At 63.3% G+C, this 19,506-nt stretch carries 22 protein-coding genes and 1 pseudogene; 18 read left to right on the top strand and 5 right to left on the bottom strand.

What is annotated here, in order from left to right:
• The first annotated feature begins 54 nt into the window (after positions 1-54).
• The 3 genes from EGH24_RS09980 to EGH24_RS09990 all read left to right on the top strand — a co-directional run bounded on the left by EGH24_RS09980 (position 55) and on the right by EGH24_RS09990 (position 3,766).
• The gene (locus EGH24_RS09980; protein WP_142980003.1) at positions 55-642 is read left to right on the top strand and encodes a HalX domain-containing protein; all 588 of its coding nucleotides are present in this window, start codon (positions 55-57) and stop codon (positions 640-642) included.
• 66 nt (positions 643-708) lie between these two features.
• The gene (locus EGH24_RS09985; RefSeq protein ID WP_142980004.1) at positions 709-1,524 is read left to right on the top strand and encodes a histidine kinase; all 816 of its coding nucleotides are present in this window, start codon (positions 709-711) and stop codon (positions 1,522-1,524) included.
• A 112-nt stretch (positions 1,525-1,636) separates the two neighbouring features.
• Positions 1,637-3,766 (top strand): DUF7527 domain-containing protein, encoded by a 2,130-nt coding sequence (locus EGH24_RS09990; protein WP_142980005.1) that lies wholly within the window; start codon positions 1,637-1,639, stop codon positions 3,764-3,766.
• Between the two features lie 133 nt (positions 3,767-3,899).
• Here the strand turns inward: EGH24_RS09990 and EGH24_RS09995 are convergent, their stop codons facing one another.
• Complete coding sequence (locus EGH24_RS09995; protein WP_142980006.1) at positions 3,900-4,205, bottom strand: hypothetical protein; 306 nt, start codon at positions 4,203-4,205, stop codon at positions 3,900-3,902.
• A gap of 195 nt (positions 4,206-4,400) precedes the next feature.
• Here EGH24_RS09995 and EGH24_RS10000 point away from each other — a divergent pair, with 195 nt between their 5' ends.
• Together EGH24_RS10000 and purD are read left to right on the top strand one after the other, a co-directional pair.
• Positions 4,401-5,747 (top strand): adenylosuccinate synthase, encoded by a 1,347-nt coding sequence (locus EGH24_RS10000; protein WP_142980007.1) that lies wholly within the window; start codon positions 4,401-4,403, stop codon positions 5,745-5,747.
• 73 nt (positions 5,748-5,820) lie between these two features.
• A pseudogene (purD, locus tag EGH24_RS10005) lies at positions 5,821-7,109 on the top strand (phosphoribosylamine--glycine ligase).
• A gap of 28 nt (positions 7,110-7,137) precedes the next feature.
• Here purD and EGH24_RS10010 read toward each other — a convergent pair.
• Positions 7,138-7,398: a MarR family transcriptional regulator gene (locus EGH24_RS10010; protein ID WP_142980008.1), complete on the bottom strand. Its 261-nt coding sequence runs from the start codon at positions 7,396-7,398 to the stop codon at positions 7,138-7,140.
• A gap of 201 nt (positions 7,399-7,599) precedes the next feature.
• Between EGH24_RS10010 and EGH24_RS10015 the strand changes: the two genes are divergently transcribed.
• Positions 7,600-8,070, top strand: coding sequence for a DUF6789 family protein (locus EGH24_RS10015; RefSeq protein ID WP_142980009.1), 471 nt, complete (start codon positions 7,600-7,602; stop codon positions 8,068-8,070).
• Here the strand turns inward: EGH24_RS10015 and EGH24_RS10020 are convergent.
• The gene (locus EGH24_RS10020) at positions 8,067-8,582 is read right to left on the bottom strand and encodes a helix-turn-helix domain-containing protein (protein ID WP_142980010.1); all 516 of its coding nucleotides are present in this window, start codon (positions 8,580-8,582) and stop codon (positions 8,067-8,069) included. The two genes, EGH24_RS10015 and EGH24_RS10020, sit on opposite strands and share 4 nt — an antisense overlap.
• A gap of 353 nt (positions 8,583-8,935) precedes the next feature.
• On the opposite strand from EGH24_RS10020, the gene EGH24_RS10025 reads away from it, so the two are divergent.
• The gene (locus EGH24_RS10025; RefSeq protein WP_142980011.1) at positions 8,936-9,499 is read left to right on the top strand and encodes a thioredoxin family protein; all 564 of its coding nucleotides are present in this window, start codon (positions 8,936-8,938) and stop codon (positions 9,497-9,499) included.
• A 15-nt stretch (positions 9,500-9,514) separates the two neighbouring features.
• Here EGH24_RS10025 and EGH24_RS10030 read toward each other — a convergent pair whose 3' ends face one another.
• Positions 9,515-9,958 (bottom strand): RNA-binding protein, encoded by a 444-nt coding sequence (locus tag EGH24_RS10030; protein WP_142980012.1) that lies wholly within the window; start codon positions 9,956-9,958, stop codon positions 9,515-9,517.
• 91 nt (positions 9,959-10,049) lie between these two features.
• On the opposite strand from EGH24_RS10030, the gene EGH24_RS10035 reads away from it, so the two are divergent.
• From EGH24_RS10035 to EGH24_RS10060, 6 genes are all read left to right on the top strand, one after another.
• Positions 10,050-10,934 (top strand): NOP5/NOP56 family protein, encoded by an 885-nt coding sequence (locus tag EGH24_RS10035; RefSeq protein WP_142980013.1) that lies wholly within the window; start codon positions 10,050-10,052, stop codon positions 10,932-10,934.
• Positions 10,931-11,563 carry a fibrillarin-like rRNA/tRNA 2'-O-methyltransferase gene (locus EGH24_RS10040; protein ID WP_142980014.1) on the top strand — a complete coding sequence of 211 codons (633 nt, stop codon included), beginning with the start codon at positions 10,931-10,933 and terminating at the stop codon, positions 11,561-11,563. Before EGH24_RS10035 ends, EGH24_RS10040 begins: the two co-directional genes overlap by 4 nt.
• A gap of 76 nt (positions 11,564-11,639) precedes the next feature.
• The gene (locus EGH24_RS10045) at positions 11,640-12,989 is read left to right on the top strand and encodes an NRAMP family divalent metal transporter (RefSeq protein WP_142980015.1); all 1,350 of its coding nucleotides are present in this window, start codon (positions 11,640-11,642) and stop codon (positions 12,987-12,989) included.
• A 59-nt stretch (positions 12,990-13,048) separates the two neighbouring features.
• Positions 13,049-14,122, top strand: a complete 1,074-nt coding sequence (locus EGH24_RS10050) for a glutamate--cysteine ligase (RefSeq protein WP_142980016.1) — start codon at positions 13,049-13,051, stop codon at positions 14,120-14,122.
• 65 nt (positions 14,123-14,187) lie between these two features.
• A complete protein-coding gene (locus tag EGH24_RS10055; protein WP_142980017.1) occupies positions 14,188-14,862 on the top strand; it encodes a winged helix-turn-helix domain-containing protein in 675 nt (224 codons plus the stop codon).
• A 48-nt stretch (positions 14,863-14,910) separates the two neighbouring features.
• Positions 14,911-15,396 carry a phosphopantetheine adenylyltransferase gene (locus EGH24_RS10060; protein ID WP_142980018.1) on the top strand — a complete coding sequence of 162 codons (486 nt, stop codon included), beginning with the start codon at positions 14,911-14,913 and terminating at the stop codon, positions 15,394-15,396.
• 26 nt (positions 15,397-15,422) lie between these two features.
• Here the strand turns inward: EGH24_RS10060 and EGH24_RS10065 are convergent, their stop codons facing one another.
• On the bottom strand, positions 15,423-15,731 hold the full coding sequence (locus EGH24_RS10065; RefSeq protein ID WP_142980019.1) for a transcription initiation factor IIB family protein: 309 nt from the start codon (positions 15,729-15,731) through the stop codon (positions 15,423-15,425).
• A gap of 84 nt (positions 15,732-15,815) precedes the next feature.
• Between EGH24_RS10065 and EGH24_RS10070 the strand changes: the two genes are divergently transcribed.
• The 5 genes from EGH24_RS10070 to EGH24_RS15380 all read left to right on the top strand — a co-directional run bounded on the left by EGH24_RS10070 (position 15,816) and on the right by EGH24_RS15380 (position 19,506).
• On the top strand, positions 15,816-16,541 hold the full coding sequence (locus EGH24_RS10070) for a nucleoside phosphorylase (protein WP_142980020.1): 726 nt from the start codon (positions 15,816-15,818) through the stop codon (positions 16,539-16,541).
• A gap of 71 nt (positions 16,542-16,612) precedes the next feature.
• Positions 16,613-17,068: a hypothetical protein gene (locus EGH24_RS10075; protein WP_142980021.1), complete on the top strand. Its 456-nt coding sequence runs from the start codon at positions 16,613-16,615 to the stop codon at positions 17,066-17,068.
• A 314-nt stretch (positions 17,069-17,382) separates the two neighbouring features.
• Positions 17,383-17,790 carry a hypothetical protein gene (locus tag EGH24_RS10080; protein WP_185903297.1) on the top strand — a complete coding sequence of 136 codons (408 nt, stop codon included), beginning with the start codon at positions 17,383-17,385 and terminating at the stop codon, positions 17,788-17,790.
• Between the two features lie 180 nt (positions 17,791-17,970).
• The gene (locus EGH24_RS10085; protein ID WP_142980023.1) at positions 17,971-18,525 is read left to right on the top strand and encodes a hypothetical protein; all 555 of its coding nucleotides are present in this window, start codon (positions 17,971-17,973) and stop codon (positions 18,523-18,525) included.
• A gap of 42 nt (positions 18,526-18,567) precedes the next feature.
• Positions 18,568-19,506 carry a hypothetical protein gene (locus EGH24_RS15380; RefSeq protein ID WP_185903298.1) on the top strand — a complete coding sequence of 313 codons (939 nt, stop codon included), beginning with the start codon at positions 18,568-18,570 and terminating at the stop codon, positions 19,504-19,506.

Raw genomic sequence — 19,506 nt, forward strand, 5'->3', positions numbered from 1 at the left:
AAGTGCAAAAGGCTATAATCGTTCGCACCCTAGCCGTTGGCACTCCGCCGCCCCATGTCCCAGCACTCTATCGATGATCCGACCGTCCTTGTCGTCGACGACGAACAGGACGTGGCTGATCTCTATGCCTTCCGACTGAACGACCGATACAACATCAGGAAAGCCTACAACGGCCAAGAAGCACTGGATAAGGTCGACGACGACGTCGACGTGATCCTGCTTGATCGCCGGATGCCCGGCCTCACCGGCGATGAAGTGCTGAAATCAGTTCGGGAATCCAACCACGAGTGCCGGGTCATCATGGTGACCGCCATCGATCCCGACGTGGATATCGTGGACATGGAGTTCGACGACTACCTCTGTAAGCCGATCGGCAAGGAGACGCTCGTCGAAGCCATCGAGCACCAACTCACCGCCAGAGAGTACGGCGACACTGTCCAAGAGCTGTTCAGCGCGACCTCGAAGATCGGCGTGCTAGAGGCCGAAAAGTCACCCGAGGAGCTGGAAGCCTCAGAGGAATACCAACAGCTCAAAGACCGGATCGAGGAGCTTCGCGCCCAACAGAACGAACTCATCGACGAACTCGACGACTTCGAGGCCGCGTTCAACGCGATCGATCGCGCCCCCCAGGAGTCGGTCTAGGCGACCGCAGTTTGTCGACGGCGACACCGCAACCGTATTTAATTACCTAGAGTTCTTGTACCAACTATGACGACTGACCTCCCGGATTCGCTGTCCGGCTTTATCGACGAGGTCGACTCCCCGGAAAAGACGCTGCTGTTGATTAACCGAACCGAGCCCCAGCCGCTCGTAAACCTGCTGGACCGGGCCTTCGAGAACCAATCGGTACGGATCGAAGAGCGACACGTCCCCGAGGGCGACACCGATCAAGTCTGTCTGGTCGAGGACGGACGCGTGACGGCGACAACGTCGTTTACAGACCTCAGCGAGACGTTTCTGCTCGTCAACGCCGACCGCTACCGGACCGGGACCGGTCGGTCGTCGACCGGTTCGTTTCCCGCCGTGCTGACCGGACTGGACGATGTCGAGTTCACGGTTCGCGGGTTCCCGGAATCGAATAAGGAGAAACTGCTGTTGATCGTTATTTCGCGGTTCATCGAGGACCGCGCGCTGTCCTGCGGAAACGGAGTGCTTCACAGCACGTTCCAGCGGCTCTCCCGGCTCGACGACGAGTACGGCACCCGCAAGATGTACAAATGGCTCGGGGAGAGCGACGTCGATACCCATGTCTACGGCGTCCGCGACGACCCCGACGCCGTCGATGGGCTCGACCTGACGGTACATGCGGGAACAACCCACGAGTACCGCCGGTCGTGGGTCGTGTTGTTCACGCCGGACGCCGAGCAGGGAGACGCCAGCGGCGACGACATCGCCGCAGTTGACGCCTGCAACCCCGTCGCACTCGTCGCGATGGAGACCGGGAAAAACGTGTGGCGCAGCATGTGGACGTACGACCGCGAGCGTGTGGAACGGATTCAAAGGTACGTCCAGAAACACTTTTGAGCAGTAACCGATGGATATCGGCGTTGTCACGGATTCTTTCAGCCCGAAATAGCTGAACAGAGCGTCCGACGCTCCGGAAAGTATTTTAGTCGTCTCGGCGAGGGTATAATAAATGGATAGTCAGATAACCGACGCTGTCACCGAATGGGAGACGGTCCCCTTCGCTGGCGGCTACGACGGGCTCCAAGAACTCGCTGACGACGAGTTCACCGGCGCGGTCACTGCGGGGACCGCGTGGGGATTCATGCTTAACGGGCGACTCATCGGGATCGTCGACGGGTCGCTGCCGGACTTCGAGGCCGCCGAGGGCACGGCCTACGAAGCCCCCGATCCATCGCTGCCGCTGCTGTACACGATGCAGGAAGGCGACAGCGAGGAGCAGGCGGAGTACTATACGAAAGACACCCCTATCGCCGAAGCCGACGAAACCCTCTCGGAGGGCAACTTCACCGGGTTCATCGAACTCTCGAAGAACGTCCACTCCGGGGACTACTACATCGTCTACTACGGCGGCCGCTCGATGAGCGTCGCCTTCGTCGGCAACAGCCGGCGACTCCTGACCGAAGACGAGGCCTACGACCGAGCGAACGACGAGATCGGGATCTACAACGTCTATGCCGCCGATATCGACGTGATCGACATCCCCGAGACCGACAGCGGAGCCGGCAGCGACGCAGCCGCGGACACCGAGGCTGCCGACGACGACACGACGGAGACGGGGACGGACATCCCCGATGCGGATGCAGTCGATCCGACCGGCGCAAGCGCGACGCCGTCGTCGACGGGATCGACCGACAACAGCGACTCCACGGCTACAACAGGCAGCGACCCAACCGACGGGACGACACCCGAACCCGCGTCGAACGGCGGCACGACCGCGGGCGACGACACAACTGCGACGGCTGACACGGGCAGCACAACCCCCAGCAGCACCGCCGACAGCAGCACCGATAGCTCACTGGGAACCGAGAGCGTTGACATTCCGGACGCTGCGACCAGCGGCTCGGAGAGCACATCCGCCGACACCACGACGCAACCGTCACCGGACAATAGCGCGACAGCCGGCAGAAGCGACTCTGACGGAAGCCCGTTCAGCGAGGAGGCCGAGTGGCGCAACACGACCACGATTCCGTCGCTCGATCCGAGCGACGACGGCAACCGGAAACAGCGTGGCGGTGGCGGCCAACAAGCACAACAGCAACGACGACAACAGCAAGAAAACGGTGGCACCCAACTCTCCCGCCAGCAACTCACCCAACGGCTCCAACAGGCCGAGGAGGTCATGGAAAAAGCGGAAAACCGCCATCAAGAACTCCTTGAAGAACGCGATGCGGCCATCGAAGAGCGGGATGCCGCACGCGAGGAACGCGACACCGCACGCGAAGAGATCGATGCACTGGAGTCGGAGTTGGCCGAAGCACGAGCGAAAATCGAGGAGTTAGAAGAGCAGTTGGCGGCAGCCGAGGAACCGGCCGAACCGACACCGGCAGCAGCCACCGAAAGTGCTGCCCAGACCGGCCAAACGCTCGATCCGGCGTCGGCACTGGAGGGGACCAGCCTCTTCGTCAGATACGACTCGAAGGGGGCGAGCACGCTCCAGACGGCCCACGACCAGGGCGTCGATCCCAACGAGGTCAACGAAAACCTCCGGCTCGAACACCACACCACCTTCGAGACCGACGGCCTCACCGTCGACGGCGAGCCCTACGAGGCGTTCCTCGAAGACCGCATCGAGTTCGCCTTCGCCGACTGGCTCGTCCGCGACCTGCTGTTCGAGATTCAGGCGACCGGTACCCAAGCCGGGATGCGCGGGATCTACGATGCGATCCCGAAGATCGACCGGATCGAACTCCGCGGGACCGTCGATCTCGGCACCGACGAGGACGACGAGCCGATCACACACGACTTCGACCTCATCACCCGGGACAAACACGGCAACCCGCTGTTCGTTGCCAACTTCGACGAGTCGAATCAGCCCGTCAGTCCGGAACCAGTCGAGGGGCTAATCGAGAGCGGCAGTGAGATCCGCGGTCGCGAGAAACACTTCATCGCCGGCTTCGGCGTGACGACCAGCTACTTCAGCCCCGAGGCATTGGATGCGGCTGAGTCCGCCACCGGCAGCGGCCTGCTGAGCCGGAGCAAGAAGAAGAGCTACGTCAGCCTCTCGCGGAAACGTGGCTACCACCTCTGTTTGGTCGACCGCATCGACGACGGCTTCGATCTCCGCGTGCCGGAACTGTAGGCGTCGTCGCTGTCGACGGTCTTTTTACCGATTTCTGTTGCTGCCGACAACGCGAAAACAGCGTCGCTGTCGACAGATCAAAACAGCGTCGCTACCGACAAGTGAAGCCAGCAGAAACGAGGAAGCGAATCAGTTAGCCTTCGATTTCGGCGGTGTCGTCGATGCGCATCGTCCGCAGTTTGTCGACGATGGAGTCGATCTTGTTATCGAGGTCGTCGACGAACTCCTCGGTGTGGTCGGTCTGGATCGCGCCCTGACTGGAGGGCTCGATGAGGTTTTCTTCCTCAAGCACGCGGAGGGAGTACCGGACCTTGTGGTGCGGATACCCGGTCTCGTTCGACATCTTGACGATGCCGATCGGCTCGTTTTCGATGACCATCCGAAGCACCTGGAGGTGCCGTTCGAGCATGTCGACTTCTTTTTCGAGTCGGTCAATCATGACATATGCTAACTTGTCTTGTGTTGATTTAAGTGTTGCTGTCGTCGGCAACAGCGGCGGGTAGTCGGACGGTTGTCGTGAGAGTAGTTAACACTTCGGTTCTCGGGCATCTGCGCGGGTGCACAGCCGAAACACGGGGTCGCCGAACGGTGGACCGTAATCGGTTTACCGGCCGGTAGTAAACCGACAGTCGTTATGACCGTAACTATCGTCGGGTCCCAGTTGGGCGACGAGGGCAAGGGCGCGCTCGTCGACATCTGGGGCGGCGACGCCGACGTCGTCGTCCGGTATCAGGGCGGCGACAATGCTGGCCACACCGTCGTCCAAGATGGGACGGAGTACAAGCTCTCCTTGGTCCCCAGCGGTGCGATCCGCGGGAAGGTCGGCGTGTTGGGCAACGGCTGTGTCGTCAATCCCGAGACGCTGTTCGACGAACTCGATACCCTCCGTGAGCAAGGACTCGATCCCGACGTGCGGATCGCCCGCCGAGCACACGTCATCCTCCCCTATCACCGTGTTCTCGACGGCATCGAAGAGGAGGTCAAAAGCGACTCCGATCTCGCCGCCGGCACCACCGGTCGCGGCATCGGCCCGACCTACGAGGACAAAGCGGGCCGCCGTGGGATTCGGATCGGCGACCTCCTCGACCCCGACGTGCTGCGGGACCGCCTCGAATACGCGGTGCCGCAGAAGCGAGCCCTCGCCGAGGAAATCTACGGGCTCGATATCGAAAACTCCGAGCACGCCGACGCGTTCGACGTTGACCACCTGTTTGAAACCTATCGAGAGTACGGCCAGCGACTCGAAACCGAATCGATGACCGTCAACGCCGGCGAGTTCCTTAGCGACAAACACGACGGCGGCGAGGAACTCCTCTTCGAAGGTGCGCAGGGCACGTCCATCGACATCGACCACGGGATCTATCCCTACGTCACCTCCTCGAATCCGACCGCCGGCGGTGCGGCCGTCGGCACCGGCGTTGCCCCGACGGTCGTCGGACAGGGCGAAGTCGTCGGCATCGTCAAAGCCTACCTCTCCCGAGTCGGCACCGGCCCGCTCCCGACGGAACTCGATGGGACTGCCAGCGAGGAGGAACTCGCTGACTTCATCCGCGAGAAAGGCGGCGAGTTCGGTACTGTCACCGGTCGGCCGCGACGCATTGGTTGGCTCGACATGCCGATGCTGCGGCATGCTGCCCGCGCCAACGGCTTCACTGGCATTGCGGTCAATCACATCGACGTACTTGCTGGCCTTGAGGAGATCAACGTCGGCCACGCCTACGACCTGAACGGCGAGGAACTGCTCACGATGCCAGCGACGACCGAACGCTGGGGTGAGTGTGAGCCGGTGCTGAAAACCTTCGAGCCGTGGGACGAGGTCGACTGGAGTGCGGTCGCTGATGAGGGCTACGACGCGATCCCGGCCAATGCCCGCGCGTATCTCGACTACATCAGCGATGAGGTCGGCGCGCCGATCTACGCGGTCGGCATCGGTCCCGGCCGCGACGAGACGGTCGTTCTCGACAACCCCTTCGAGAAGTAGCTGACAGCGACTGTTTGCTGACTGCTGAGCGGACAAAGTAACACTTACACGCGGCCCGCGGTCTTTCTCGGGTATGAGCGAAACCGTGCTGTTAGTCGGCGGTGGCGGCCGCGAACACGCGATCGCCCGCGCGTTGGCTCCTGACTGTTCGCTGTACGCTGTTGCCGGCAACCGTAACCCCGGCATCGCCGAACTCGCCGATGGGTTCGAACAGATCGACGGCACCGACGCCGAAGCGATCCGCGAGTACGCCGAAGAGATCGACGCAAGCCTCGCTATCGTCGGCCCGGAAGCCGGCTTGCAGGCCGGCGTCGCCGACGAACTCGACGCGGCGGGGGTCTACACCTTCGGNCCACAGGCNGNNGAGGCNCGCATCGAGACGGACAAGGNGTTCCAGCGGGAGTTCATGCAGGACAACGACATCCCCGGCTGTCCGGTCTTCGAGACGTTCGACGACATGGACGCAGCCTGTGATTTCATCGACGACTACGACGGCGATCTCGCTGTCAAACCAGTCGGGCTGACCGGGGGAAAAGGTGTGAAGGTCATCGGCGATCAGGTGACCAGTGAGGAGGCCAAAGCCTACCTGCAGGAGTCCGACTACGAGAGCGTCGTTCTCGAAGAGCGGCTGATCGGCGAGGAGTTCACGATTCAGGCGTTCGTCGCCGACGGCGACCTGCGAACGACGCCGGCCGTCCAGGACCACAAACGCGCTTACGAGGGCGACGAAGGACCGAACACCGGCGGCATGGGCAGCTACAGCGACACGGGCTTCCAACTGCCGTTCATGAACGACGGCGACTACGAAGCCGCCGTCGATATCATGGAACAGACCGTCGCAGCGATGCCCGACTACAAGGGCGTGCTCTACGGCCAGTTCATGCTAACCACCGAGGGCCCGAAAGTCGTTGAGTTCAACGCCCGGTTCGGCGACCCCGAGGCGATGAACACGCTGCCGATCCTCGACACGCCCTTCCTCGACGTGCTGACCGCCGCCCGCGACGGCGACGACCTACCGGAGTTGGAGTTTGCGGGCCAAGCAACAGTCTGCAAGTACGCCGTTCCCGACGGCTACCCGAGTGATCCGGACGCGGGCTCGAAAATCGAGGTCGACGAGGAGACAGTCGGCGACGGGCTGCTGTTCTACGCCAGCGTCGACGCCCGCGAGGACGGGCTGTACACGACGACTTCCCGTTCGTTCGCGGTCGTTGGCCTCGCCGACAGCATTGCCGCCGCCGAGGAGATCGCCGAGGACGCGCTGGCNNGGCTGCGGGCGAAGGCTTCCACATCCGCCACGACATCGGGAAAGCCGATCTCGTCCACCAGCGGATCGACCACATGAACGAACTGCGCGGCGAATAGCGCGGTCGGGTCGCTGTCTGGGTGACTTCTACAGCGTCAGCGTGTAGAGTTGTTTTCTGGCGTCTCTGAACGAGACGCGAGACTCGACAGCTCCGACTTCTTCGAGCCGGCTCACGGCTTGTCGAACCGTTCGCGTCGACAACAACGTGACCTCAGCGAGTTGACTCTGTGTGAGGGTATCGTGGCGATCCAGCTCCTTAGCGACGAGCTTCGCACTCGGTGGTAGTTCGCGGACGGGGTCCCAGCGATCAGCCGATTCCTGTGTGGGTGCAGCGACAGTGGCACTCATTGTATCTGGGAGTAAAGGATTCCCTATAATAATACTTTCTACTTAGAAAATAACTAATGAACATATATAGCCGGCAGTAGATCACCTCCGGACAGAATCGAAACCAGACCCGCTCACTCCAATAAATACCTTGCGTGGTTGCGGGTCGGCCACGAACGGCCACGCCGTTGTTAATGAGGTACTGGCCGGAGTGATACTCGCATGTCGACCGCAACACAGACAGAACACCCGACGGCGACCGGTGGCAACTGGAAAGCCGGCGTCGTCGGTGGTATCGTTGGTGCAATCGTCATGGGCGGCCTCGTCCTCGCTATGAACACGCCCACGCTGGCCGTCGCCATCCCCTCGCTGTACACGCTCGCGCCGCCGGCCAACCCCGGCCTCGGCCTCGCTGTCCACCTCTCGCATGGCGCGGTGCTCGGCGTCGTTTTCGCCGGCATCGTCGATGCCTTCGAGTTGGACTCGACGGCGACACAGATCGGAGCCGGGATCGGCTGGGGCGTCGTCACGTGGGTCGTACTGGCCGCACTCGTGATGCCGGTCTGGCTGAGTGCCGTCGGCTCGCCGGCCTCGCCGCCGCTGCCGAACTTCGCGCCGCCGTCGCTGCTGTGGCACGCTGTCTACGGTGCTGTGCTCGGTGGCGTCTACGCCGCCGTCGCCGACCGGATCTAATCCTCGCGGAACAGCGTCCACGCCGGCTCGTCGTCGATGTCTGCGATGGAAGCGACTTTCTCCTGTCGCAGCGTCCCTATCTTTTCGGTCGCGCCGTGAACCCACGTCACGAACGCGGCCGTCAGCCGCTCGTGGACTGTCTCCGGTGGAACCGGCTGGTAGACGTAGACGTGGCCGCCCTGTTCGATGAGTCGCCGCTGTTTTTCCACGACGCCCAACTCGGCGAGATGGTTGAGATGCCGGGAGATCACGCTCCGGTCGTAGTCGATCCGTTCGGCCAACTCCTTGACCGTCATCGTGCCGCCCTCCATCACACAGAGGCAGACTTCGAGTTCGGTATCGGACATCTGGAACACGTCACGCAGGAGGGCTTCGAGGTCGGGCTTAGCGACGGCATCGACCGGTTCGGCCGGCGTCATCGTCGTCTCACAACAGGTGATCGAGCCGGTGCCGACCGCGAGGTTGCCACACTGGTCACAAGACAGTAGCTCGGGTGGCTCCTCGGAGGACATGGTTGGATATCAGCCGAATCGCCAAAGAGCGTTCCGCGGTCGGGTAGCCGCGACACACGGTCGATTGAAGCGACGACCGCGAGGCAGTTCCAGATACGAGCAGGCAAGCGGGTGGGTCGGCCGACCAACCAAACCACGGCCTGGCGGACTGAAAGGGCGAGTCGCTCTCGGCGAACCCGGACGACGCAAGCACTGCAGGAGTGAGCGTAGCGAACGACGAAGCGCGCAGCGAGTCCCGGGAGCCGAGAGCGACGAGGGCTTTCTACATCAGCTAGTCCCTCACAACTGCTTGTCTAAACACGATCACATACTAGAGCCGAAATCGATTTGCTCGTTGCGCCGCAAGCACCGATATGGTACTCAAAGAGTCCGATTCGGAACTCGCTCGCGGCGACACCGCCCCCGATTTCGCGCTCCGCGGCACCGACGGCGACCACTACAGCCCCGAGGACTTCGCCGACACCGACGCCCTCCTCGTCGTCTTTACTTGCAATCACTGTCCGTACGCGAAAGCCAAATTCGACCACCTCAACGAACTGAGCGAGGAGTTCGACGACGCCGCAATCGTCGGGATCAACCCCAACGCGAACAAGGAGTATCCCGACGACTCCTACGAGAACATGGTCGAACTCGTCGCCAACGGGACAATCGACTACGACGCCTACCTTTTCGACGAAACCCAGAACGTCGCCCGCGAGTACGGCGCGGTCTGTACGCCCGACCCGTTCCTCTTCCGCCGCGAGGACGACGAGTGGCGGTTAGCCTATCACGGCCGCCTCGACGACGCGCTCGATCCGGAATCGGAGCCGACGGAGTTCTACGTCGAGGAGGCCATCGAATCGATCCTCGCCGGTGAGGACGTCGAGCACCCGGATCGACCCTCCCGCGGCTGTTCGATTAAGTGGCGCGAGGAGTAGAGAGTCGTCGGTCGCCTATTCAGTGTCGTTCTCGCCCGCCAGCTGAATCGCCTCGCGGGCGTTGGCCACCGCTTTCTCGTGTTTCGCCGGATAGGCCTCGACTTTCGCCCGGAGCGTGATCCCCTCGCCCAACCGAACGAGGCCATTGAACGCAGCCTGTTTGTCGAGCCGGAGGAAAAAGGAACAGTTGTCGTCGACGCGCTCGTCGAGTTCTTCGAGTACGCGGTCGATAGCGTCGAGTGCGGCCAACTGATCGAGGACGACCCGCATCCCGTCGGCGGTTTCGACCCGTGCCGAGAGGATGACGATCCGGTCGCCGTGGTGGCCCGTGTTCTCGACGCGGTCGATCTCGAACTCCTCGGGGAGAAACTGCCGGAGGGCCTCCTCGACCCGCTTTTCGTCCTCGGTCGCATAACAGAAGGTGCGGAGATCGATGTAGTGAAACGGGACTCGCGGCATACTCGCCCTTCGAGAGCAGCCCGAAAAAGGGCTCTCATCCGCCGCGAGCGAAAGGGGAGGGATATAGGCCCCCAGAGGAGCAACGGCCTGTATGAGCGATCAGTCCACCGACACGGGGTGGTTCGCCGGCCGCACGGCCGACGACGACCACCGGGCGGCGATCAGAACCGGCTCGGCCGACGCGCCCGCCGACTGGCCGACCGCGGCCGTCGACGTCGGCTTCGCCGCCGACAATGACGACTACTACGCCACACTGCGGGAGACGACTATCGAGGCAGCCCGCGAGGCCGTCACCGAACGCGAGGGAGCCGACGACCAGCAACTCCTCCACGCAGTTCGCGCGATGGACGACGCGACCCGGACGGCTAACGAACTCGCCGAGCGATGCCACGAGTGGGCGGCCACACAGTTCGACGATGTCGACAGCGGCATCGAGGGAGCCCGCGATGTTGCCACCCGCGAGTCGACCGATCCAGTCGAAGAGCGGATCGTTTCACTGGCCGAGCGCATCGACGACCTCACAACCGAAGCCGACGAACTCCGCAGCTTCATCGAGCGACTCGCCCCCGAGGTCGCGCCCAACCTCGCGGAGATGGCCGGCTCCGTGTTGGCGGCGCGGCTCATCTCGCTGGCCGGCGGCCTCGACTCGCTGGCGAAGAAACCCAGCGGCACCGTCCAAGTCCTCGGCGCGGAGGACGCGCTGTTCGCCCATCTCGCTGGCCGCGGGCCTTCACCGAAACACGGGATCATCTACACGCACCCGTACGTCAACGGCACCCGCCCGGAAGACCGCGGCTCGGCGGCCCGCGCCCTCGCCGGCAAGCTCACGATCGCCGCCCGAATCGACCACTACAGCGGCGATTTCCGGCCCGAGATCCACGACGAACTCGACGACCGGATGGCGACGATCCGTGCGCGAGCGGACGATGGCGACGGTGGCGGCAACGTCGACGGCGACACGGAGGGGAGCCAATGACCGACCTCCCCGACGGAATCCAGCGACGCGAGTTCGACGGTCGAACCCGACTGGCGACACGCGGCGAACCGGTCTACGGCGAGCCGACCGACGGCGAGTGGCGGTGTTGGGACGCTGGCCGCTCGAAACTCGGCGCGATGCTCGAAAGCGGAATGGATATCGACCTCACTGGCGATGAGGGTGTGCTGTATCTCGGCGCGGCCAGCGGCACGACCGTCAGCCACGTCGCCGACTTCGCGGGGCCGACCTACGCCGTCGAGTTCGCGCCGCGACCGATGGGCGACCTGCTTGACGTGGCCGAGGCCCGCAACAACCTCTTTCCGCTGCTCAAAGATGCCCGCAAGCCAGAGACCTACAGCCATGTCGTCGAGAGCGATCTCGACTTGCTCGTCCAAGATGTCGCCACCCGCGGTCAGGCGAGCGTCGCTGTCGACAACGCTCGATTCCTTGCCGACGACAGCCAACTCCTGTTGGCAATCAAGGCGCGCAGCGAAGACGTGACCGCCGACCCCGAGACCGTCTTCGACTCGGTTTGTGATGAGCTAACCGAGGCCTACGAGATCATCGACCGCCAGCGGCTCGAACCGTCCCACGACGACCACCTCGGGGTCGTCGCCCGCAAGCGGTGACACCGGCTGTGCCGGTCGTCTCTCAGTGGTAACACCAAGTAATAACGTTTTAATTAGTAGGGTCGTAGCGACAGGTATGAGTCATTCAGCAGCGACGGGGAACAGATCGCTCGGCGAAAAGATCTCGGAGTTGGGGCCGACGTGGCTGGCCGGCGCGATCGCCGCAGGGCCGGCGTCGATGGCAAGCCTGCTCAGCGGTGGCGCGAGCTTCGGGTACACGCTACTGTGGGTCGTTGTCATCTCGGCCCTCTTCGGCGCGCTGGCACAGTACCTCGCAACGAAACTGGCGTTGGCGACCGGGGAAGGCCTCGTTGAGACGGTCGAACGCCGCCTCGGCGAGAAGTGGGCGTGGCTGTTGGTCATCGATGTCGTGCTCGTCTCGGGCTTCGCACAGTTGATCATCATGAAGACCGTCGCCAGCGTCTCGGGGCTGTTGACGCCGTTCGGTGCCCAACTCTGGGCAGTCGCGTGGGCGATCTTCCTTGCGGTCGGGCTGGCCGGCGGTGGCTACCGGATCGCCGAACTCGGCGCGAAACTCGTCGTCACGGCAGTCGTGATCGCCTTCGCCGCCTCGCTGTTTATCGTCCCGATTGATGGGGGTGCCGCTGCAGGCGGCCTCGTGCCGAAGATCCCCTCCGGCGGGGCGATCGCCGCCGCCGGGATCCTCGGTGGCGCGGTCCACATCACGATCATCACGATGCAGACCTACAACGTGAAGGCCCGCGGCTGGACGCGCGGCGACGCCGACCTCGCACGCTTCGATATCAGCGTCTCCATGCTCGCCGCCTTCGGGATTTTCAGTATCGCCATCTTCCTCGTTGCGGCAGGGGCGTTGTTCGGCAACGTCGACGGCCAAGGGCTGCGAGCCATCGGTGCGGCCCAGGCACTCGAACCGATCGCTGGTCCGTTCGCCCAGCGGCTCTTCCTGCTCGGCCTGCTCGGGGCAGCGGTCTCGACGCTCGGCGGCAACACGCTCGTCCCGCCGTACGTCGTCGCCGACAAACTCGGCTGGGCGACTGACGTGAGCGACACACGGTACCGCGCGCTGCTGGCCGGGACGGCCCTCGTGAGCGGCCTCGGCGCGTTCATCCCCGGTGCGTTCCTCGGACAGCTGGTGCTCGTATTGGCGGTCGGCACGGTCGGGACGCCGTTCGCGCTCGCGCTCGTGCTCGTCCTGTTGAACGATCCCGAAACGGCCGGCGAGGCACCGAACGTCGCGCTCAACCTCGGTGGCGTCGTCGTCTTCGGCGTAGCGAGCGTGCTGGCCGGCAACTTCGTCGCCGGACAGCTCGGCAGCGGGCTCAGCCTGCTGTCGGGCAGCGTGTTGGCCTTCGCCGCGGTGCTCGCGTTCGCAACGCTGTTGCTGATCGGCTCGCACCTCCGGACGCAGTTCGGGGATACCAACACGGCGGCCCTTTCGGAGTAGCCTCGCCCATACCGCCGGCTTCAGGAGGTATTTAGGAGTCCGTTGCATACGGCGGCCTGATGGAGACAGGCTCGGCGGACGTATTCAGCCAATCGGGGACAATCGGCATCGAAGAGGAGTTTTTCATTGTCAACGAGGATGGTCGCCCCGTATCGGGCATCCAAGAGCTGATCTACGATTCGGAGCCGCCGGAACCTCTGGAAGATCGACTCGACCACGAGCTGTTTCAGTGTACGATCGAAACCCAGACGCCGATCATCGAGACCCCAAGCGACGCCGACTCGGCGTTGGCGACGATCCGTGAGGCCCTGACCGACCACGCCGAAGCCCACGGCTTTCGGATCGCCGCCGCCGGGTTGCATCCGGCCGCCAAATGGCGAGAACTCGATCACGCAACCAAACCCCGATACAAAGCCCAACTGGAGCGGATCCAGTACCCCCAACACCGCAATACGACATCTGGACTCCACATCCACATCGGCGTCGACGACGCCGACAAGGCGGTCTGGATCGCCAACGAGTGCCGGTGGTACCTCCCGCCGCTGCTCGCTCTGTCGGCGAACTCGCCGTACTGGAACGGGTTCGACACCGGGTTGGGATCGGCTCGGGCGAAGATTTTCGAGAACCTCCCCAACACCGGGATTCCGGGCTCCTTCGAGGATTTCGAAGCCTACGATCGTTACGAACAGCGCATGGTCGAACAGGGCTCGATCAACGACCGCGGCGAACTCTGGTTCGACGTGCGGCCGCACACGAGCCACGGTACCGTCGAGATCCGGACGCCTGACGCCCAGTCCGACACCGATGTCGTCCTCGCGTTCGTCGAGTACGTCCACGCGCTCGTCGAGGACCTCGCGGCGCGCTACGAGGACAACGAGCCCGCGAACGACCTGCGCCGAGAACTGCTCGATGAAAACAAGTGGCGAGCGATCCGCCACGGCCACGACGCGAGTTTCATCACGCAGGACGGCACCGACACGATCGAGCTCGCCGAGTTCGTCGACCGCGAGTGCGACCGACTCGGAGTCGACGGGCTTCGCTCCATCTTCGAGCGCGAAAGCGGCAGCGAGCGGCAGCGACGACTAATGCACGAGAACGGAATGGACGCGCTGTGTGAGTCCCTGCTGCTGTAAGCCCTGATTCGTTCTTTCAGAGCCGACAGAAACCCTTTTGCGGCCACAACCCCGAACTCGGTAGTATGAGCGAAACGCCGAGCGACGATACAGGAGAGGAAACCGATACCAGCGAGTTCGACGCCGAGGACGCCTTCGACGACGATGAGTTTGAGGAGGGCGGCAGTGGCGGCGCACGGAAGGAACTCCAGAAGACCAAACAGCGGCTCGAAGAGGAAGCCGACCGCGCCGTCTCGGAGTTCGACGAGGGCGTCGTCGACCTGCTGGCGTGGCTGTTGGATACCGAAACGCGGGCCAGGATCTACGTCTATCTCCGCCAGAATCCCCACAGTACCAGCGACGAGATCGCCGACGGGACGGGGCTGTATCCGAGCACCGTCCGAGAGGCGGTCGCCGACCTCCACGAGGAAGACACCGTCCGCCGGCAGAAGCGCGACAGCGACAGCGCGGGTAACAACCCCTACGAGTACGAGGCGATCGCGCCGAGCAACCTCGTCCGCGGCGTTGTCGGCCAAGTCCAGCGCGAACTCAACACGGTGTTCAATCTCGAAGACCGCTTCGGTGACGACGATGACGACTGCGGCCCGGTGACGATCACGGTCGACGGCGACGAAAGCGACAGTGATGACGCTGGCGACGACGCAACCGACGAGGACGCGGTCGAGATCGACATCGAGGACGCAGAAGCCGAGGACGATATGAGCGAAGACGGCGATGGCGACGACGAGAAGGACAACTGAGGATCGAAGGGGACGGACGTTTAAGCCTGCAGTCCCCAACCGGATCGTATGAACGTCGCGCTGGGCGGCACCTTCGACCCCGTCCACGACGGTCACCGCGCGCTCTTCGAGCGGGCATTCTCGCTCGGCGATGTGACCGTCGGCCTTACGTCGGATTCGTTGGCTCCGAAGACCAGAGACGTCGATCGCCCGATCCGCTCTTTCGAGGAGCGGAAAGCCGATCTCACTGCGGAACTCGAAGCGCTGGCCACAGAGCACGACCAGGAGTTCGAGATCCGAACGCTCACCAAGCCAACCGGGATCGCGGTCGAACCACAGTTCGACGCCCTCGTTGTCTCACCGGAAACCGTCGCCGGTGCCGAACGGATCAACGAGATCCGCGCCGAGAACGGCCACGAGGAACTCCGGATCGAAGTCGTCGATCACGTCGACGCCGATGACGGCGAGCGGATCTCCTCAACGCGGATTCTCAAGGGTGAAATCGACCGCCACGGCAACCTCACGCCGGAGGCTGCCGGCCGGCAGAGCGACTGAATCGTTCCTGTCGCTGCCGCGTCAGGCTACCACGTCGGCGGCTGGAAGCCGGCGTCTTCGAGCAACGGTTTCCACCGCGACTGGACGCTGAGCCGCGACACGTCCATCGCGTCGGCGACCGCCTGTTGGGAGCGTTCCTCCCCGGCGATGAGCGAGCCCGCATAGAGGCTGGCGGCCGCGACTGCCCGCTTCGAGCGGTCGTCATCGGGGATATGCGAGAGAAAGAGGTCAGCCGCGCTGGACCGGGCTTCTTTGCCGAGGTCGAGATCGGCCGCAGCGTCGTCGATGCGGTCGAGCCAGTCTTGGTTTTCGACCCGGTCCCGCGCGCTGTACATACGCGGATGCAGGACCGCTGTCCTCCTTAATCCATCGGCAGCGCGGACGAACAAATCTTTGCCGCCTGCTGTAAAAGCCCGGATATGGCGAAACAGCCGCATCTCTTGGTGGAATCGGCGGACGTACACGAAACGGCGATCATCCCCGGCGACCCCGGGCGTGTCGAGCGGATCGCCGACCAGTGTGAATACGTCGAACACGTCGCGGAGAACCGCGAGTACACCGTCGTTAACGCCGAGTACAACGGTACGTCGCTGACGATCTGCTCGACCGGGATCGGCTGTCCCTCGGCGGCGATCGCCGTCGAGGAACTCAACGCCGTCGGCGTCGAGACCGTCATCCGCTGTGGAACGACCGGCGCGCTGCAGACCGGCATCGAGATCGGTGATATGGTCGTCGCCACCGCCGCCGCCAAAGAGGAGGGGACGACCAAACGCTACGAATCGGCCGTCTACCCTGCCGCGCCGGATTACGGCGTCCTCAGCGCGCTCGTCGACGCCGCGGAGGACAATGACGAGGAAGTTCACGTCGGCCCCATCGTCTCCGATGACGCCTTCTACGCCGAAAGCGAGGACTACGTCGACGACTGGGAGGCCGCAAATCTGCTGGCCATCGAGATGGAGGCTGCCGCCGTCTTCTCGCTGGCCCGGCGTAAGGGCATGAACGCCGGCGCGATCTGTACCGTCGATGGCAACCTCGTCGAAGGCACCCAGAAGGGAGCCGAAGGAGACGAGGAACTGCCCGAAAAGGCGAAAAACAACGTCGAGCGCGCGATCACGATTACGCTTGAGGCGGCGACGACGCTGTAGCCGCCGGGGTAGTGACTGACCGAATCCGCCCGACCGAAGCGTTTAGGCTGACACATCGCCTCGTGAGCCCAATGAACCGACGAACCCTGATGGCAACGGTTGCTGCCGGCACGACCGGACTCGCGGGCTGTCTCGGCGGCGACGGCGGCGGTGGGTTCGGCGGCGACGACGAAGCGGAGACAGCGAGCGAAGAGGACGGGGAATTTTCTGATCTCTCGGCGACCCAGCAGTCGTTTGTCGGTAGACTCGACGAAAAACTGGACGTGAATGCGGCGCGCGCCGCCACCGAGGCGTTCGTCGTCGACGTCCAGACGACCGGCAACAGCGACGAGGACATCCGGCTGGCCGCCGAGGCCTACGTGAACTTCGTCGAGCAATTGGCACTGGATCTCCGCGTCCACGTCGAAGACCGGGGGCTCCGCCAAGCGACGTTCGTTATCGAAACGGCGTGGGCCGAGCAGTTCAAGAGCGGCGAGATCGATGACAGTGAGTATCTCGCCCGGATCGCTGAAACGCGGACGACGTAAGCTCGCCATACTGGCCGGCAACGATCTCGAACGCAGAACGTGGCGGAAATCATACAGAAGCGTTTTGTTTTTCGTGTTACCAACCCACACTATTTTGCGGTGGGACCGTAGCTTTTCGAAAATCGATAGACAGCGGGTAGGTTCAGGCAGTGCCTGAGCCGAAATCAGGGTGTCCCAGCCGGATTTCAGGCAGGGCCTGTCGCCGGTTCAGGCAGCATCATACAAAGTAGGTAGGGACTAATAGTACAGTTGCAATGGGAATTTCACGCAGAAATGCACTTATCGGACTTGGGACAGTTGCGGCAGGGGCAGGCGTGGTCGGAGCCTCCGGCGCGTTCACATCAGTGAGCGCGGACCGTGAGATATCGGTCGAATCATCCGGCGATGCGGACGCGAACGTCCAGATCGTCGTCAACGAACAGCAAGGCCTGACAGACTCGGGGGAGGATGTCATCGGCCTCAGCTTCAGTGGACTCAACCAAAACGCAGTCACGCGGTTCAACAACGCGCTGACGATCACGCCACAGGGTGGCAACGGACCCTACGACGTCAGCATCGAGGAGGACCTCGGACCGGTCAGCTTCGAAGTCGTCGACGGAACGAACGTTAGCGGAGGGACAGCGGTCAACGTGAACGTCGTCATCGACCTCACTGGCGAAGCGAGTGCCGAGGACATCCCGACGGACGCGACGATCACCATCTCGGTCACGCAGAGTGCCTAAGACGGTATTCGAGCTGTAACGGGCGCAGTAGGCACCCCGCACGTGACGAAACGCGCAACGGTCAAATTCGAGCAAGGGGACAACGAACCGGGCACAATCGGGCTGTACACAACGGGCAACTATCACGCAGGAACTGGGCCAGCAACACGATACTAAGTGGTTGTGGCCCCTACACACACTATGGGACTATCACGACGGAACACGATCATCGGCATCGGCACCCTCGCCGTGGGCGCGGGCGTTATCGGCGGGAGCGGTGCCTTCGACTCGGTCGAGGCGAACCGCTCCTTCGAGGTCGGTGTCACGGGCGACGATGCGGCACTACTCGGGCTCGAAGCCACGAACGACATCATCGCGGGCACCCAAAGCGGCGGCTCCGGCGAGAACGATATCATCTACTTCCGGATCAGCGAGGAGGGGTCCGGCGGCGATGCCGCACTCAACGAGAACGCCACCACGGTGTTCTTCGACGCGATGCGCGTAACCAACAACGGGAACAAATCCGTTCGGCTCAGCTTCGTCTTCGACGGCGGGATCGACGGCGTCGCGTTTACGCTGGCCGAAGAACGCAACGACACGAGCCGGACCGACCTCGTCAGTGAGGGGTACGTCCTCACGCCAGGGGAATCGATCTCGCTGGACCTCCGGATCGACACTACCGCCGACGGCGGCTACGTCGAACCGGCGGACGGCGAGCCGTACCAAATCACGATCCAAGCTGTATCGACTGAATAGAACCGCGAATATCGAGCGAGACCACCCACATAACACAGACCAATGGTAGAACGAAACCGCAGACGAATGTTGATCGGGATCGGCGCGCTAGCCGTCGGAGCCAGCGGCTTCGTCGCCAGTGGGGCGTTCTCGCTCGGCTCGGATGGTAGCCTCGGCGACGACTGGGTCCAAGTCGAGGGGACGAACCAAGCAGTGAGCTTCAACCCCACCCAATCACAGACCGGCGACGGCAGTACCGGCGGTGGAGGCGGCGGTGGCGATGGTGGCGACGACAGCACTGACGGCGACACAACCGACGAAGAAACCGACAGTGAAGAAGAACAGCCGACCGAGGAGGAAGAGCAGCCACCCGAAGAAGAGCAGACGGAAGAAGAACAGCCGACCGAGGAGGAAGAGCAGCCACCCGAAGAAGAGCAGACGGAAGAAGAACAGACCGACGACAGCGACACTGAGACGGAGACGCTCACAACGCGCGTCCAGGTCGTCACCGACCCGAACAACTCCAGCAACGCGGTCAACGGCTCCGGCTCGGCCCGCTGGAACGGAACGGTCTTCGATACCGATCTCGTCCTCGGCACTTCTGAGGGCTTCTTCCGCGGCGTTGCGGCCGAGAACGTCAACGCAAACGCGGTGTCGACGATCGGCGATACCGACACGAACGGCTATCCCAATGGCCGCGTCGCGTTCATCATCGCCAACGTCGGGCCCGAGGGCGGCGGTCCCGGCGCGACCGTCCGCGTTTCGGGCCAGCTGTTCGCCGACGGCGAGGCGATCTCGACGGACCAACTCAGATTCCCCTACCGCGTCGTCGACAACGATGGGAATGCAGTCAGTCGAGGCGGGAACCTCCTGTCAGGCAGCGGCGTGCGGCTCCAGAACAGCCACGTCATCGAGGTCGTGATCGTGATCGACACCCGCGGTGGTGTCGACGATCTCGAACGCATCGACAACCTCCGGTTTACCGCAGAAGGGGTGAACTGA

Origin of the sequence: Halonotius terrestris, assembly GCF_006861665.1 — an archaeon.
Taxonomy (GTDB): Archaea; Halobacteriota; Halobacteria; order Halobacteriales; family Haloferacaceae; genus Halonotius; species Halonotius terrestris.

Bases quoted from the DNA above. Each gene is read 5' to 3' on its own strand.
- EGH24_RS09980 (WP_142980003.1), top strand. From the start codon at position 55: ATGTCCCAGCACTCTATCGATGATCCGACCGTCCTTGTCGTCGACGAC.
- EGH24_RS09985 (WP_142980004.1), top strand. From the start codon at position 709: ATGACGACTGACCTCCCGGATTCGCTGTCCGGCTTTATCGACGAGGTC.
- EGH24_RS09990 (WP_142980005.1), top strand. From the start codon at position 1,637: ATGGATAGTCAGATAACCGACGCTGTCACCGAATGGGAGACGGTCCCC.
- EGH24_RS09995 (WP_142980006.1), bottom strand. From the start codon at position 4,205: ATGATTGACCGACTCGAAAAAGAAGTCGACATGCTCGAACGGCACCTC.
- EGH24_RS10000 (WP_142980007.1), top strand. From the start codon at position 4,401: ATGACCGTAACTATCGTCGGGTCCCAGTTGGGCGACGAGGGCAAGGGC.
- EGH24_RS10010 (WP_142980008.1), bottom strand. From the start codon at position 7,398: ATGAGTGCCACTGTCGCTGCACCCACACAGGAATCGGCTGATCGCTGG.
- EGH24_RS10015 (WP_142980009.1), top strand. From the start codon at position 7,600: ATGTCGACCGCAACACAGACAGAACACCCGACGGCGACCGGTGGCAAC.
- EGH24_RS10020 (WP_142980010.1), bottom strand. From the start codon at position 8,582: ATGTCCTCCGAGGAGCCACCCGAGCTACTGTCTTGTGACCAGTGTGGC.
- EGH24_RS10025 (WP_142980011.1), top strand. From the start codon at position 8,936: ATGGTACTCAAAGAGTCCGATTCGGAACTCGCTCGCGGCGACACCGCC.
- EGH24_RS10030 (WP_142980012.1), bottom strand. From the start codon at position 9,958: ATGCCGCGAGTCCCGTTTCACTACATCGATCTCCGCACCTTCTGTTAT.
- EGH24_RS10035 (WP_142980013.1), top strand. From the start codon at position 10,050: ATGAGCGATCAGTCCACCGACACGGGGTGGTTCGCCGGCCGCACGGCC.
- EGH24_RS10040 (WP_142980014.1), top strand. From the start codon at position 10,931: ATGACCGACCTCCCCGACGGAATCCAGCGACGCGAGTTCGACGGTCGA.
- EGH24_RS10045 (WP_142980015.1), top strand. From the start codon at position 11,640: ATGAGTCATTCAGCAGCGACGGGGAACAGATCGCTCGGCGAAAAGATC.
- EGH24_RS10050 (WP_142980016.1), top strand. From the start codon at position 13,049: ATGGAGACAGGCTCGGCGGACGTATTCAGCCAATCGGGGACAATCGGC.
- EGH24_RS10055 (WP_142980017.1), top strand. From the start codon at position 14,188: ATGAGCGAAACGCCGAGCGACGATACAGGAGAGGAAACCGATACCAGC.
- EGH24_RS10060 (WP_142980018.1), top strand. From the start codon at position 14,911: ATGAACGTCGCGCTGGGCGGCACCTTCGACCCCGTCCACGACGGTCAC.
- EGH24_RS10065 (WP_142980019.1), bottom strand. From the start codon at position 15,731: ATGTACAGCGCGCGGGACCGGGTCGAAAACCAAGACTGGCTCGACCGC.
- EGH24_RS10070 (WP_142980020.1), top strand. From the start codon at position 15,816: ATGGCGAAACAGCCGCATCTCTTGGTGGAATCGGCGGACGTACACGAA.
- EGH24_RS10075 (WP_142980021.1), top strand. From the start codon at position 16,613: ATGAACCGACGAACCCTGATGGCAACGGTTGCTGCCGGCACGACCGGA.
- EGH24_RS10085 (WP_142980023.1), top strand. From the start codon at position 17,971: ATGGGACTATCACGACGGAACACGATCATCGGCATCGGCACCCTCGCC.
- EGH24_RS15380 (WP_185903298.1), top strand. From the start codon at position 18,568: ATGGTAGAACGAAACCGCAGACGAATGTTGATCGGGATCGGCGCGCTA.